General features: G+C 62.8%; 12 protein-coding genes and 1 riboswitch. Of the genes, 9 read left to right on the top strand and 3 right to left on the bottom strand.

The genetic code is table 11. From position 1 onward, the window contains the following. Positions 1–39: 39 nt before the first annotated feature. On the bottom strand, positions 40–3,567 hold the full coding sequence (gene dnaE / locus FJ941_RS04975; protein WP_140503569.1) for a DNA polymerase III subunit alpha: 3,528 nt from the start codon (positions 3,565–3,567) through the stop codon (positions 40–42). Between the two features lie 106 nt (positions 3,568–3,673). Continuing rightward, complete coding sequence (locus FJ941_RS04970) at positions 3,674–5,686, bottom strand: acetyl/propionyl/methylcrotonyl-CoA carboxylase subunit alpha (protein ID WP_140503568.1); 2,013 nt, start codon at positions 5,684–5,686, stop codon at positions 3,674–3,676. A gap of 247 nt (positions 5,687–5,933) precedes the next feature. Between FJ941_RS04970 and FJ941_RS04965 the strand changes: the two genes are divergently transcribed. The 7 genes from FJ941_RS04965 (at position 5,934) to FJ941_RS04935 (ending at position 11,150) form a co-directional block, all read left to right on the top strand. Then, positions 5,934–7,061 (top strand): S-(hydroxymethyl)glutathione dehydrogenase/class III alcohol dehydrogenase, encoded by a 1,128-nt coding sequence (locus FJ941_RS04965; protein WP_140503566.1) that lies wholly within the window; start codon positions 5,934–5,936, stop codon positions 7,059–7,061. Positions 7,062–7,128: 67 nt separating this feature from the next. Beyond that, positions 7,129–7,698: an S-(hydroxymethyl)glutathione synthase gene (gene gfa / locus FJ941_RS04960; protein WP_140503565.1), complete on the top strand. Its 570-nt coding sequence runs from the start codon at positions 7,129–7,131 to the stop codon at positions 7,696–7,698. 64 nt (positions 7,699–7,762) lie between these two features. Next, entirely contained in the window at positions 7,763–8,230 is a 468-nt protein-coding gene (locus FJ941_RS04955) for a YaiI/YqxD family protein (protein WP_140503563.1), read from the top strand. Between the two features lie 30 nt (positions 8,231–8,260). Continuing rightward, on the top strand, positions 8,261–8,953 hold the full coding sequence (locus FJ941_RS04950; RefSeq protein ID WP_140503561.1) for a DUF1345 domain-containing protein: 693 nt from the start codon (positions 8,261–8,263) through the stop codon (positions 8,951–8,953). An 86-nt stretch (positions 8,954–9,039) separates the two neighbouring features. Then, on the top strand, positions 9,040–9,921 hold the full coding sequence (locus FJ941_RS04945) for a cytochrome b/b6 domain-containing protein (RefSeq protein WP_140503560.1): 882 nt from the start codon (positions 9,040–9,042) through the stop codon (positions 9,919–9,921). 1 nt (position 9,922) lies between these two features. Further along, a complete protein-coding gene (locus tag FJ941_RS04940; protein WP_140503558.1) occupies positions 9,923–10,714 on the top strand; it encodes a molybdopterin-binding protein in 792 nt (263 codons plus the stop codon). After that, complete coding sequence (locus tag FJ941_RS04935; protein WP_246673694.1) at positions 10,650–11,150, top strand: GNAT family N-acetyltransferase; 501 nt, start codon at positions 10,650–10,652, stop codon at positions 11,148–11,150. The genes FJ941_RS04940 and FJ941_RS04935 overlap by 65 nt, the downstream gene beginning before the upstream one ends. Here the strand turns inward: FJ941_RS04935 and FJ941_RS04930 are convergent. Further along, entirely contained in the window at positions 11,147–12,148 is a 1,002-nt protein-coding gene (locus tag FJ941_RS04930) for a hypothetical protein (RefSeq protein WP_140503556.1), read from the bottom strand. The genes FJ941_RS04935 and FJ941_RS04930 overlap by 4 nt on opposite strands. A 173-nt stretch (positions 12,149–12,321) precedes the next feature. After that, positions 12,322–12,408, top strand: a riboswitch (glycine riboswitch). Positions 12,409–12,557: 149 nt separating this feature from the next. Here FJ941_RS04930 and gcvT point away from each other — a divergent pair. Continuing rightward, positions 12,558–13,655, top strand: a complete 1,098-nt coding sequence (gene gcvT, locus FJ941_RS04925) for a glycine cleavage system aminomethyltransferase GcvT (RefSeq protein ID WP_140503554.1) — start codon at positions 12,558–12,560, stop codon at positions 13,653–13,655. A gap of 4 nt (positions 13,656–13,659) precedes the next feature. Then, positions 13,660–14,028, top strand: coding sequence for a glycine cleavage system protein GcvH (gene gcvH / locus FJ941_RS04920; RefSeq protein ID WP_027145002.1), 369 nt, complete (start codon positions 13,660–13,662; stop codon positions 14,026–14,028). Position 14,029 lies beyond the last annotated feature (1 nt).

The raw sequence follows: 14,029 nt of genomic DNA, 5'->3' as shown, positions 1-14,029 counted from the left end.
GGTGCCGGCCCGCGGGTTGCCGCCTGGCAAGCGCGCAGATCACACCAGCTCCACTTCGACCACGCCCGGCACGGCGCGCATCGCCGAGGCGATCTGCGGCGAGACACGGTAGCCGCCATTCAGGGCAATCTCGACCTCGCCCTGCGCCTCTTCCTTGATCACGATAATGCTGACCTGGCTTTCCCCGCGCTGGGTTAGCTGGGATTGGATGATCGAGGCAGGCCCCTCGTTCCTGACGAAAATGCGCAGAGCCTTCTGGATGCGGCTTGCTTCGTCCTCCAGCGATTGGACGGAGTTGATGCGCAGGTTGACACCCTCGGGCCTGTCCTCCGCCGCGACAGTGATGACAACCGAGCGGCCCGCTTCGAGGAGATCGCGATACTGGGCCAATCCTTCTGAAAACAACACGGCCTCGTACTGGCCGGAGGTGTCGGAAAAGGCAACCACGCCCATCTTGTTGCCGGTGCGCGTCTTGCGCTCCTGCTTGCTGGTGACGGTGCCGGCAAGCCGGCCGGCGGAAGCGCCGCGCTTGACGGCAGCGGAGAACTCCGCCCAGTTCTGCACCCGCATCTTCTGCAGCGCCGCCTTGTACTCGTCGAGCGGATGCGCCGAGAGATAGAAGCCGACGACCTGGAATTCGCGGTGCAGGCGGTCGGCGGCGAGCCACGGATCGGTCGCCGGCAAATTGAGCGCCTGCGACTGGGCGCCGAGGGAGGCGCCGAAGATATCGGCCTGACCCGAAACGGCGTTCTGCTGGGCGAGCGACGCAAGCCCCATCATCCGCTCGACGCCAGCCAACATCTGGGCGCGATCGTGGCCGAAGCAGTCGAGCGCACCGGCCATGATCAGGCTTTCGAAAACCCGCTTGCCGACGATCTTCGGGTCGACCCTCTCGCAGAAATCGGCCAGGCTCTTGAACGGCTTTTCGCCGCGAACGGCTACAATGTGCTCCACGGCGGCATCGCCCACGCCCTTGAGCGCGGCCATCGAGTAATAGATGCGGTTCTCGCCGACCTCGAAGGCACGGAAACTCGTCATCACCGACGGCGCCAGGACTTCGATGCCGAGGCGCAGCGCATCCTGGCGGAAGTCGGCGAGCTTGTCGGTGTTGCCCATGTCGAGCGTCATCGACGCCGCCAGGAACTCGACCGGATAATGCGCCTTGAGATAGGCGGTCTGGTAGGAGACGACGGCGTAGGCGGCGGCGTGCGACTTGTTGAAACCATAGTCGGCGAACTTGGCCAGCAGGTCGAAAATGAAGTCGGCTTGCGGCTTTGCCACGCCGCGCTCGACCGCGCCGGAGACAAAGCGTTCACGCTGCTTGTCCATCTCGGCGCGGATCTTCTTGCCCATGGCGCGGCGCAGAAGGTCGGCTTCGCCAAGCGAATAGCCGGACAGCTCCTGCGCGATCTGCATCACCTGTTCCTGGTAGACGATGACGCCTTGCGTCTCCTTTACCAGATGGTCGATCTTGGGATGGATCGAGGCCATCTCCTCCTCGCCATGCTTTCTGGCGTTGTAGGTCGGGATGTTTTCCATCGGGCCCGGCCGGTAGAGCGCGACCAGCGCGATGATGTCCTCGATGCAGTCCGGCCGCATGCCGATCAGCGCCTTGCGCATGCCAGCACTTTCCACCTGGAACACGCCAACCACCTCGCCGCGCGACAGCATGGCGTAGGTCTCGGGATCGTCGAGAGGAATCGTCGCGAGGTCGATGTCGATGCCGCGGCGGCGGATCAACTTCACCGCCGTCTCCAGCACCGTCAGCGTCTTCAGGCCGAGGAAGTCGAACTTCACGAGTCCGGCCTGCTCGACATATTTCATGTTGAACTGAGTGACCGGCATATCCGAGCGCGGATCACGGTACATCGGCACCAGTTCCGACAAAGGCCGGTCGCCAATAACGATGCCGGCGGCGTGTGTGGAGGCATGGCGGTAGAGGCCCTCCAGCTTTTGCGCCATGTCCAGCAGTGTCTGGACGATCGGCTCCTTCTCGGCCTCCTCGGCAAAGCGTGGCTCGTTGGCGATGGCGTCGGCGAGTTTGACCGGATTGGCCGGGTTCTGCGGCACCATTTTCGACAGCTTGTCGACCTGGCCATAGGGCATCTGCAGCACGCGGCCGACGTCGCGCAGCACGGCGCGCGCCTGCAGCGTACCGAAGGTGATGATCTGGCCGACCTGGTCGCGGCCATATTTCTGCTGGACGTAGCGGATCACCTCTTCGCGACGATCCTGGCAGAAGTCGATGTCGAAGTCGGGCATCGACACGCGATCCGGGTTGAGAAAGCGTTCGAACAGAAGCGAGAAACGCAGCGGATCGATGTCGGTGATGGTCGTCGAATAGGCGACCAGCGACCCGGCGCCCGAACCACGCCCCGGCCCGACCGGAATGCCTTGCGCCTTGGCCCATTTGATGAAGTCGGCAACGATCAGGAAGTAGCCGGGGAATTTCATCTTCTCGATGATGCCAAGCTCGAATTCGAGCCGCTCACGATACTGCTCGACCGTGTAGCCCGGTGTAGGTCCGTGCAGGGCAAGCCGTGCATCGAGCCCTTCGCGCGCCTGGCGGGCCAGCTCCTCGGCCTCGGCCTTTTCGGCCGCGTCTTTGTCGGAGGCATCGCCGCCGGTGAAACGCGGCAGGATCGGGCTGCGCGTTTTCGGATAATAGGAGCAGCGCAACGCGATCTCGACCGTGTTGTCGATCGCTTCCGGCAGGTCGGCGAACAATTTCGCCATGTCGGCCTGGCTGCGCAGGAAATTGTCCGGCGACAGCCGGCGGCGGGTGTCGACGGCGACGACCGAACCCTCGGCGATGGCGATCAACGCATTATGCGCCTCATACTCATCGCGCGAAGAGAAGAAGGCCTCGTTGGTGGCAACCAGCGGCAATTCATGGGAATAGGCGAGATCGACCGAAGATTTCTCGATCATCCGGTCGTAGCCTGAAACCCGGTCCAGCTCGACATAGAGGCGGTCGCCGAACATCGTCTTGAGAGTGACTAGTCGCGCCTCGGCAAGATCGCGGCGATCTTCCTTCAGGGCTATGCCGATCGGGCCGCGCGGCCCGCCACTGAGACAAATCAGGCCGTCACATTGGCCGTCCATCATTTCGGTGGTCAGGTGCACCGCTTCACTGGGCGGCGTTTCGAGATAAACGCGGCTGACCAGCCGGACGAGATTGGAATAGCCGGCTTCAGTGGCCGCGAGCAGCACGACCGGCCGCATATCGGGGCCTTGCCTACGGCGGTCCCGCTGGCCATCGCTGTTCTCGCCCGAGAAGGCGAGCGCGATCTGGCAGCCGATGATCGGCTGGATGCCGTCCTTCACCGCCTTTTGCGCGAATTCCAGCGCACCAAACAGATTGTTGGTGTCGGTGACGGCGATGGCCGGCGCCTCGTCTTTCACCGCGTGGCCAACGATCTTGCCAAGCTGAAGCGCGCCCTCCAGCAGCGAATAGGCCGAGTGCACGCGCAAATGGACGAACGGCCGCGCCGGCACCTCCGGCCGCGCGGCCGCGATCGCGGCTTCGCGCTTCAGGGGATCGCGTGGAAGTCTGTCATCCGCCATGGTTTGTCGCGCTGTCCGTAAGACTTGAGTCGATGGAGATATATCGTCCGGGACCGGGCGATACCAGTCCAGCACAAACGACTACTGACCACAGGCTTCCAGCCGCTCAGGCGAACTCCATGATCACAGCGTCGACAGCCAGGCTATCGCCAGGCTTGGCGTTGAGTTTCGCCACGACCAGATCGCGCTCGGCGCGCAGCACGTTTTCCATCTTCATTGCCTCGACCACGGCCAAGGTCTCGCCGGCCTTGACCTCCTGGCCTTCGGCAACGGCTATCGACACGACAAGCCCCGGCATCGGGCAGAGCAGAAGTTTCGACGTATCCGGCGCCACTTTGTCCGGCATCAGCCGTTCCAATTCGGCGGTGCGCGGCAGCATGGCGCGCGCGGTCACCGACATGCCTTTCCAGGCGATGCGAAGGCCATTGGCGACAGGCCGGATCTGGGCCGCAACCCTGCGCTTGCCGACCGTGCCGCGCCAGATGAGGTCACCCGGCCGCCAGTCGGACGAAACGGTCAGTGCCTTGCAGCCATCGATGGACAGGTCGATTTCCATCGGGATGGAAATCATGCCTTCAATGATAGAAACCGGCAGATAATCTTCGCCGATCTTCACCACCCAATCGCGCTTGAGCGCTCCCGAATGCGGCGCCAGCCGCCCGCCCAGCCGGTCGAGACGGTCGCGGCGCAGCAGTTCCACCGCGGTGACGATCGATGCCAGAACGGCCCGTTCCTCGCTGTTCGGCACGACGGGGGCAAAACCGTCGGGATATTCCTCCGCGATGAAGCCGGTCGATATCTCCCCTTGCCGCCAGCGCGGATGCTGCATCAGAGCCGCCAGGAACGGTATGTTGTGCTCGATGCCGTCGACGACAAAGCTGTCCAGCGCTTCCGACATGGCATCTATGGCCTCGAGCCGCGTCGGCGCCCAGGTGCACAGCTTGGCGAGCATCGGATCGTAGAACATCGAGATTTCCGAGCCTTCGGTGACACCGGTGTCGTTGCGGATGACGATGTCGCCGAACTGTCCTTCCTCCGGCGGCCGGTAGCGCGTCAGCCGGCCGATCGACGGCAGGAAATTGCGATAGGGATCCTCGGCGTAGAGCCGGCTTTCCACCGCCCAACCATTCAGCTTCACGTCGCTCTGCTTGATGGCGAGTTTCTCGCCGGCGGCGACGCGGATCATCTGCTCGACCAGATCGATGCCGGTGACGAGCTCGGTCACCGGATGTTCGACCTGCAATCGTGTATTCATTTCAAGGAAATAGAAGTTCTTGTCCTTGTCCACGATGAATTCGACGGTGCCGGCGCTCTGGTAATCGACGGCCCTGGCCAGCGCCACCGACTGCTCGCCCATCGCCTTGCGCGTCTTGGCATCGAGGAATGGCGACGGCGCCTCTTCCGCCACCTTCTGGTTGCGGCGCTGGATCGAGCATTCGCGTTCGCCGAGATAGAGCGCATTGCCGTGCGCGTCGGCCAGCACCTGGATCTCGATATGACGCGGGTCGACGACGAACTTTTCGATGAAGACGCGATCGTCGCCGAAGGAACTCTTGGCTTCCGAGCGCGCCCGGTCAAACCCGTCGCGCACTTCCGACCTATCCCAGGCGATGCGCATGCCTTTGCCGCCACCACCGGCCGAGGCCTTGATCATCACGGGATAGCCGATTTCGCCGGCGATCTTTTCGGCATGGTCGGCATTTTCGATGACGCCAAGCCAGCCCGGAACCGTCGAAACCTCAGCGGCGTTGGCGAACTTCTTCGATTCGATCTTGTCGCCCATCGCCTTGATCGCCTTGGGCTTCGGGCCGATGAAGACGACGCCTTCCGCTTCCAGTGCTTCGCAGAACGCGGCTCGCTCGGACAGGAAGCCATAGCCCGGATGCACGGCCTGGGCGCCGGTCGCCTTGCAGGCGGCGATGATCCTTTCAGGAACGAGATAACTCTGCGCGGCGGGCGACGGCCCGATATGCACCGCCTCGTCGGCCATTTCGACATGCACGGCATCGCGATCGGCATCGGAATAGACGGCGACCGTGGCGATGCCCATCTTGCGCGCCGTCCTGATGACGCGGCAGGCGATCTCGCCACGATTGGCGATCAGGATCTTGGTGAACATGCGGGTAGAATTCCCCTCCGGCAGACGGTTCAGTTCTATGGACTATGTCGCCAGGTCTCAAGTACCGCGGTGGACGACATGACGGGCGCCCCTCCCGACGCGCCGTCGCGCTCCCTGCCGAGCCGGGCTGGTTGTCGAGCGGTGTGCTATCTGCGCCAACAAAGCCGCGATTTCGTCTCATCTGACTGTTGAAGAGCGGGCCAAAACCTGAAAGCCTGCGCAAAAACCGCCTTTGGAGGAATGCCCGATGAAAACCCGCGCCGCTGTTGCTGTCGCCGCCGGAAAGCCGCTGGAGATCATGGAGGTCGACCTCGACGGCCCGCGCGAGGGCGAGGTGCTGGTCGAAATCAAGGCGACCGGCATCTGCCACACCGACGAGTTCACGCTGTCAGGCGCCGACCCCGAAGGCATCTTCCCGGCCATTCTCGGCCATGAAGGCGCCGGCGTCGTGGTCGATGTCGGCAAGGGCGTCACCTCGGTCAAGAAGGGCGACCACGTCATCCCGCTCTACACGCCGGAATGCCGGCAGTGTCCGTCCTGCCTGTCGCGCAAGACCAATTTGTGCACCGCTATCCGTGCCACGCAAGGCCAGGGCCTGATGCCGGACGGCTCGTCGCGCTTCTCGATCGGCAAGGACAAGATCTTTCATTACATGGGCTGCTCGACCTTCTCCAACTTCACCGTGCTGCCGGAGATCGCGGTCGCGAAGGTCAATCCGGACGCCCCTTTCGACAAGATCTGCTACATCGGCTGCGGCGTGACCACCGGCATCGGTGCGGTCATCAACACCGCCAAGGTAGAGCAAGGTGCGACATCAGTGGTCTTCGGCCTCGGCGGTATCGGCCTCAATGTCATCCAGGGCCTGAAGCTTGCCGGCGCCGATATGATCATCGGTGTCGATTTGAACAACGACAAGAAGGCCTGGGGCGAGCGATTCGGAATGACGCATTTTGTCAATCCGAAGGAGATCGACGGCGACATCGTCCCTCACCTCGTCAACATGACCAAGCGGGGTGCCGACCAGATCGGCGGCGCCGACTACACATTCGACTGCACCGGCAACACCAAGGTGATGCGCCAGGCGCTGGAAGCCTCGCATCGCGGCTGGGGCAAGTCGGTCGTCATCGGCGTCGCCGGCGCCGGCCAGGAGATTTCGACCCGGCCGTTCCAGCTGGTCACCGGCCGCAGCTGGATGGGCACCGCCTTCGGCGGCGCGCGCGGCCGCACCGACGTGCCGAAGATCGTCGACTGGTACATGGACGGCAAGATCCAGATCGACCCGATGATCACCCACACGCTGAAGCTCGAGGACATCAACAAGGGATTCGACCTCATGCATGAGGGCAAGTCGATCAGGAGTGTCGTGGTTTACTAAAAGACAGCCACACGCCGCCGGCCATCCGGCCAGCGACCCCTGTGGTGAAACATGGGAGGAAAGAAAAATGGCGGAAAAACTGCATCCGAAAATCGACAATGGGCTGCCCAGGGAAAGCGCGAGCTTTGCCGGCGGCACGCTGGTCTGCGCCTGCACCAGCAAGCCGGTCAAGGTGAAGGTCAAGGGCCAGATCGCCCACAACCACGCCTGCGGCTGCACCAAATGCTGGAAGCCCGAAGGCGCTATGTTCTCGGTGGTAGCGGTTGCCGGTACCGGCGATGTCACGGTCACCGAGAACGGCGACAAGCTGAAGGTGGTCGACCCCTCAGCGCTGATCCAGCGTCATGCCTGCACCCAATGCGGCGTCCACATGCATGGACCGGTCGAGCGCGATCATCCGTTCAAGGGCCTGTCCTTCATTCACCCCGAGCGCTTCGAGGAAGACGGCTGGTCGCCTCCAGGCTTCACCGCCTTTGTCTCGTCGATCATCGAATCGGGTGTCGACCCGAGCCGCATGGACGGCATTCGCGGCAGGCTGAAGACAATCGGCCTGGAGCCTTACGATTGCCTCAACCCTGGCCTGATGGATTACATTGCCACCTGGACGGCGAAGAAGTCCGGCGCCTTGCCGGCCTGATCACCAAAGATTTTCAGGCAGGGGCCGGATACATTTCCGGCCCCTGCTCGTTTCTGGAGAGACAATGCCCTCACCCGCCATCTACGTCGACGCCGACGCTTGCCCGGTCAAGGCCGAGGTAGAAAAGGTCGCCGAACGCCTTGGCGTCGTCGTCACTTACGTCTCCAATGGGGGCCTGCGTCCGTCGCGCGACCCGATGATCCGCAATGTCGTGGTCTCCAAGAGCGCCGACGCCGCCGATGACTGGATCGTCGAGAACGCCAAGCCCAACGACATCGTGGTGACGGCGGACATTCCGCTTGCCGCACGTACGGTGGCGCTCGGCGCCCATGTGCTGGGACCGACCGGGCGGCCATTCACGCCCGAGACGATCGGCATGGCGGTGGCGATGCGCGACCTCAAGCAGCACCTGCGCGAGACTGGCGAGAGCAAGGGCTACAATGCCAGCTTCGCGCCGCAGGATCGCTCCCGGTTTCTCGGCGAACTCGACCGTATCTTGCGGCGGGCGCTGAAATCCGTCACACCGGAGTAGCAACCACGCGCCATCCAGGTGGAGACCGCCATGGCCGCCGAAACCCCGATCGAGAAACCGATGCAGCGCCATATGCTGTTCGCGGTGTCGGCCTGTATCGGTGCGTTTGCGCTGCTTATGGCGTTGCTGCTGCACGCCCCGCTCGCCTATTCGATCGGCGCCAACGCATTTTTTGCTGCTTACGTCGTTCTTGTCGTCAGTCAGATGCCCAAGTTCACCGGCAAATATCTCAGCAAGAACGCACGCGCCACCGACCAGCCGGTTCTGGTCATCTTCGCGGTGACCCTCACTGTTGTCGGCGTTGCGCTTATCTCGCTGTTCCTGCTGATCAATCGGAAGGATGGGGATCACCCGATCGAACTCGGCTTCGCACTGCTGTCGATCCCGCTCGGCTGGTTTACCATCCATGCCATGGCGGCGCTCCATTATGCCCATGTCTACTGGATGGACGGCGACGCGGTCGACATCGGCACCAACAAGAAGATCCCGGTCGGTGGCCTGCTGTTCCCGGGCGACAGACGCCCGGAGGGCTGGGATTTCCTCTACTTCTCGACCGTCATCGGCATGACGGCACAGACCGCCGATACCAACATCTCGACGACGCATATGCGTTGTGTCGTGCTTGTCCACTCGATCCTGTCGTTCTTCTTCAACACGGTCATCGTCGCCGCGGCCGTCAATCTCGCCGTCAGCCTGGGCGGTCCGTCCATAATAAATCCGTGATCGGATGAAACATCGGTTTGGATCGCGACGTATCAGGAGGACAATGAACACGTAGGACAAGCCGCGAGGCAGGGAGACCAGACAAGATGGAATCGGTTGCCAGAAGCCAATCCGAAATTGGACCGGGTCTCCCCGCTTCAAAAGAGAAACCATTGATCTACCGGCAGTCGAGCTGGACGCGGCTGACACACTGGCTCTGGGCCATCTCCTTGTTTTTCATGCTTCTTTCCGGCCTGCAGATTTTCAATGCCCGGCCTCAGCTCTACATCGGCAAGCAATCCGGCTTCGCCTACAACAACACCGTTTTCGCTATAGGCGCCGAAAACACCAATGCCGGGCCGCGCGGTTACACCGAAATCTTCGGGCACCGTTTCGACACGACAGGCGTACTCGGCTGGTCGGGTCCGGCAGCTAACGAGACGGCGCGCGGTTTCCCATCCTGGGCGACGATCCCCTCCTACTATGATCTCGGCACCGCCCGCGTCATCCATTTCTTCTTTGCCTGGATACTGACGACGACATTGATCGTCTGGCTGGTCGCCAGCCTGATCAACGGCCACATCCGCCGCGATCTGGCGCCGCGCCTGGATGACCTCAAACGCTTGCCGCGGGACATCGCCAATCACGCCAGGCTGAAATTCCACCACACGCGCGAATACAACACGCTGCAGAAAATGGCCTATGGCGGCGTTCTGTTCGTGCTCTTGCCGCTGATGATCATCACCGGCCTCGCCATGTCGCCGAGCATGAATTCGGTGCTGCCGTTCCTCAATGAATTGCTCGGCGGACGGCAGACCGCCCGCACCATCCATTTCACCGTCATGGTTCTGCTGGTCGCCTTCTTCATCATTCACATCCTGATGATTGTGGCCGCCGGGCCAATCAACGAACTGCGTTCGATCATCACCGGCTGGTACCGCACCGATCCTCCCGTGCATGACGACAAAACGCCCGAGAGGAGTGCCTGAAATGACGAAATTTCAGATCAGCCGCCGGAAATTCCTGACCGCAGCCAGCCTAGGCGCTTCCGGCGTCATGCTGTCGGGCTGTGACGCCTTCGACAGTCAGCTCAGCATCGGCAGCGGCCTGCGCAGTTTCCTCGAAAATGCCAACGGCCTGACCCACAGGGCACAGCGGTTGCTCGGCGGCGGCAATTCGCTGGCGCCGGAATTCACCGAGGCAGATATCCGCCAGCCGCAACGGCCGAACGGCGTGACCGCGCCCGATGACGACACCTACAAGAACCTGCTCGCCAACAACTTCTCCGACTGGCGTCTGGAGGTTTCAGGCCTCGTGGAAAAGCCGCTGTCGCTTACCCGCGAGCAACTGATGAACATGCCGAGCCGCACCCAGATCACCCGTCACGACTGCGTCGAAGGCTGGAGTTGCATCGCCAAGTGGACCGGCACGCCGCTGGCGCTGGTGCTCGACCAGGCGGTGGTCAAGCCGCAGGCGCGCTATGTCATGTTCCATTGCCTCGACACGATCGACCGCAGCCTGTCGGGCGACATCAAATACTACGGCACCATCGACCTGATCGACGCTCGCCATCCCCAAACGATCCTCGCCTATGGCGTGAACGGCAAGCCGCTGCCGGTCGAGAACGGCGCGCCGCTGCGTGTCCGCGTCGAGCGCCAGCTCGGCTACAAGATGCCGAAATATCTCTACAAGATCGAACTGGTCGACGGCTTCGCCAATGTCGGCGGTGGCCGCGGCGGCTATTGGGAGGACAATGGCTACGACTGGTATGGCGGCATCTGATGGTCCCCGCATACAGGCCGAGCAGGACCTGTCGCCCGTCGAATTGAGTTCGCTCGAGGAACGTCTCCATCGCGACAATCGGCGTGTAACGGACCGCGACGATGACCGAAGGCTGACCTTTGTCATCCGCGATGATGCGGGACACGCGATCGGAGTTGCCGCCGGCTATTCCTGGGCGGGCGCGTCCGAGCTCACGTTGATGTGGATTGACGAGGCTCACCGCGGTCGCGGCTACGCAAGACGACTGCTCAACGCTTTTGTCGCCGAGGCCGCGGATCGCGGTGTCAAGAAGATCTGGGTCTCCAGCCACGACTTCCAGGCACCAGGCCTCTATGAAAAGGCTGGCTTCAAGCGGATGGCCGAACTGGCGGGATGGCCCGAAGGCCATTTCAATATCATTCTTTGCAGAACGATAGCAGCGGACGGTGCGGCTTAGGCTACCTTGTCGAGCAACGGCTTCAGCGCCGGATGGATTTCCGGCGAGGCATGCTTGATCAGGGTCAGCAACGCGCGCTCATTCTCGTACAAAGGCCGGTCCGCCCCGATATGCTCGATTAGCCATCCGGCTTCACCGGCATCGATCGTCTCGGCCCGACGGGCCAGCGCCTCGGCTGCCCTGTTCTTGGCTTCCCATTCGGTCTCTACGTCATCAGGAGAGCGATAGGCCTCTATGATGCCGGCAAGGCCGCCGGAGACCATGCGGCTGAAAAAACCGCCGATTTCCGGATCGGCATGATCGAGGAAGGTTTCCTGGCGCAGCGCCACCTCGCGGGTAGGCGCCTCGTAACCGGCCGAGCACATGACGAAATTGGCGATCGCCTTGACGAACAGGTCGTTCCAGGACGGATCGTTGTTGGCCTGGGCCGTCCGCTCGTTGATCCTGAACAGCACCTCGGCCTCGGCCCGGGTGATGGCGATGTTGCCGTCGCCGCCATGGGCATGGAGGATACGGCGCAGAAGCTCGACTTCGGCCCTGGCGATCAACCCGGGCACCAGTGCACCGCCGAGCATCAGCGGTCCCTTGCCGTCGACGACGGCGTGGGCGACCTGCTCCAGCGCGTAGACGCAAAGCCGGCTCGGCGAGGATTTCGCCTCTTCCAGCACATGGACCAGCAATTCGAGTTCGGTCCGGCTGTCGACCAAGCCGTCGCGCGAAATCGTGCGGACCAGCCAGTCGGCATTCTCCTGCGAAATGTAGCCCGAGGGCTTTTCCTGGTGGACGATGTAGTCGGTGACCGCCTCGACGAAGAACGGTGCCCATTCAGCGCATTTGTCCCGCGCCGTCTGGTCGAGCGCGAACAACGCGTCGGCTTCGCCCCGGGTCACCACCCCGTCGGCGAACACGTCGCGGCGCAGCATTACGACATCCTCTGAAGCGATGCGGTTCTTCGAAATCAGCCCCGCCACCGCAGCGCTCATGATCAATTCGCCCATCTGTCGTCCCCGTCCGCCCCAACGCGTCACATTGGCCTGCTATATCAGGAGTATCTTGAAAAACCGGCAAACGGCGTGGTTAGCGAAGACTTGTCAGAACGATGTCGCTGGGAGGTGACAAGGTGTCGCCGACGGGCTATGGATGGCGCGTCGAGGGCTCAGGGTTTGAGTCCTACCTGTTTGCGGGAGAGAGCAGCGAGAGCTGCCGCCGAAGGGGAAATCGCCCGAAATCTCTCAGGCAAAAGAACCGTAGACGGGAAAGACACTCTGGAAAGTCGGGGCTTGCCCCCGCGCCGAAGGTGTAAGCGCCGCTGACAGAGTTCCGGCTGCGCGAGTCTCTCAGGCTTCAGACAGAGGGGCACGGACTGGTCGCCATTCGCGGCCGATTGCGTGCGACTCTGGAGAGAACATGACGGGCGACGATAGACACCTTCCCCTCGAAGATATCCATGCAGCGGCCGGTGCGCGCTTCGGCGCCTTTGCCGGCTGGTCGATGCCGCTGACCTATCCGGCCGGCGTCATGAAGGAGCATCTTCACACCCGCGAACATGCGGGCCTGTTCGACATCTCGCACATGAAGCTGTTCGAGCTCAACGGGCCAGACGCCGTCGCGCTGCTCGACCGCGCCTGCCCGCTAGACGCCGGCGCGCTCGAAATTTCGCAATCCAAGCTGACCTTCTTCCTCAATGAGGTGGGCGGCATTCTGGATGATCTGATCGTCACCCGGCTCGGCGATACGAGGTTCCTGGTGGTCGCCAACGCCGGCAACGCCGTCGCCGACGAAAAGCATTTGCGCGCGCTGGCCACCGATTTCGACGTCAAGTTCGAACCACTCGACCGCGTCTTCCTGGCCATCCAGGGTCCGGAAGCGTGGGCGGCACTTTCCCGCGCCGGCCTTGAGACGGGCTCGCTGCTGTTCATGCACGGCATCGAGCCGCGAAAGAACTGGTTCATGAGCCGGTCCGGTTACACCGGCGAAGACGGTTTCGAGATCGGCCTGCCGGAGGCCGATGCAAGAGAACTCGTCGCCAAGCTGCTCGAGGACGAGCGTGTGCTCTGGATCGGCCTTGCCGCGCGCGACAGCCTGCGGCTGGAGGCAGGCCTCTGCCTGCACGGTCAAGACATCACGCCGGAAACCGACCCGGCCGCGGCGGCGCTTATGTGGGCAATCCCGAAAGAGATCCGAGCCTCAGGCACCTTCATCGGCGCCGATGCCTTGCGCGCCGTCGTGGAACGAGGCCCGGCGCAAAAGCGCGTCGGGCTGAAACCGCAGGGTCGCCAGCCGGTGCGTGCCGGCGCTTCTCTGTTTGACACCGACGGCAACCCCGTCGGCCATGTCACATCGGGCGGCTTCGGCCCCTCGGCCGGCCATCCGGTCGCCATGGGCTATGTCGCCACCCCGCTGGCCAAGCCCGGAACGCGGGTCTTCGCCGACGTGCGCGGCACGAAGATCCCGATCGACGTCAGTTCCCTGCCCTTCACTCCTCATCGCTACCGCAAAGGATAGACCCATGGCAAAGATCTATTTCACCGCCGATCACGAATGGCTCAGCGTCGAGGGCGGCATCGCCACGGTCGGCATCACCGATTACGCGCAGGAGCAGCTCGGCGATCTCGTCTTCGTGGAACTGCCGGAAACGGGAAAGAAGCTCGCCAAGGGCGATACCGCCGTCGTGGTCGAATCCGTCAAGGCGGCCTCCGACGTCTACGCGCCGGTCGATGGCGAGATCACCGAGGCCAACGGCACGCTGTCGTCCGACCCATCGCTGGTCAACTCGGCGGCAACCGGCGCCGGTTGGCTGTGGAAGATGAAGCTCGCCGACGAAAGCCAGCTCGCCAGCCTCATGGATGAGACCGCCTACAAAGCCCATATCGCCTGAC

This window comes from Mesorhizobium sp. B2-3-13 (assembly GCF_006442195.1).
GTDB classification, from domain to species: Bacteria; Pseudomonadota; Alphaproteobacteria; order Rhizobiales; family Rhizobiaceae; genus Mesorhizobium; species Mesorhizobium salmacidum.
This window is presented reverse-complemented; position numbering and strand designations above follow the sequence as displayed.

What these genes read in the sequence shown, in the direction of transcription:
- dnaE (WP_140503569.1), bottom strand. Translation starts at nt 3,567, where the DNA reads ATGGCGGATGACAGACTTCCACGCGATCCCCTGAAGCGCGAAGCCGCG.
- gcvH (WP_027145002.1), top strand. Translation starts at nt 13,660, where the DNA reads ATGGCAAAGATCTATTTCACCGCCGATCACGAATGGCTCAGCGTCGAG.
- FJ941_RS04970 (WP_140503568.1), bottom strand. Translation starts at nt 5,686, where the DNA reads ATGTTCACCAAGATCCTGATCGCCAATCGTGGCGAGATCGCCTGCCGC.
- FJ941_RS04935 (WP_246673694.1), top strand. Translation starts at nt 10,650, where the DNA reads ATGTCGGCGGTGGCCGCGGCGGCTATTGGGAGGACAATGGCTACGACT.
- FJ941_RS04965 (WP_140503566.1), top strand. Translation starts at nt 5,934, where the DNA reads ATGAAAACCCGCGCCGCTGTTGCTGTCGCCGCCGGAAAGCCGCTGGAG.
- FJ941_RS04955 (WP_140503563.1), top strand. Translation starts at nt 7,763, where the DNA reads ATGCCCTCACCCGCCATCTACGTCGACGCCGACGCTTGCCCGGTCAAG.
- gcvT (WP_140503554.1), top strand. Translation starts at nt 12,558, where the DNA reads ATGACGGGCGACGATAGACACCTTCCCCTCGAAGATATCCATGCAGCG.
- FJ941_RS04930 (WP_140503556.1), bottom strand. Translation starts at nt 12,148, where the DNA reads ATGGGCGAATTGATCATGAGCGCTGCGGTGGCGGGGCTGATTTCGAAG.
- FJ941_RS04945 (WP_140503560.1), top strand. Translation starts at nt 9,040, where the DNA reads ATGGAATCGGTTGCCAGAAGCCAATCCGAAATTGGACCGGGTCTCCCC.
- gfa (WP_140503565.1), top strand. Translation starts at nt 7,129, where the DNA reads ATGGCGGAAAAACTGCATCCGAAAATCGACAATGGGCTGCCCAGGGAA.
- FJ941_RS04940 (WP_140503558.1), top strand. Translation starts at nt 9,923, where the DNA reads ATGACGAAATTTCAGATCAGCCGCCGGAAATTCCTGACCGCAGCCAGC.
- FJ941_RS04950 (WP_140503561.1), top strand. Translation starts at nt 8,261, where the DNA reads ATGGCCGCCGAAACCCCGATCGAGAAACCGATGCAGCGCCATATGCTG.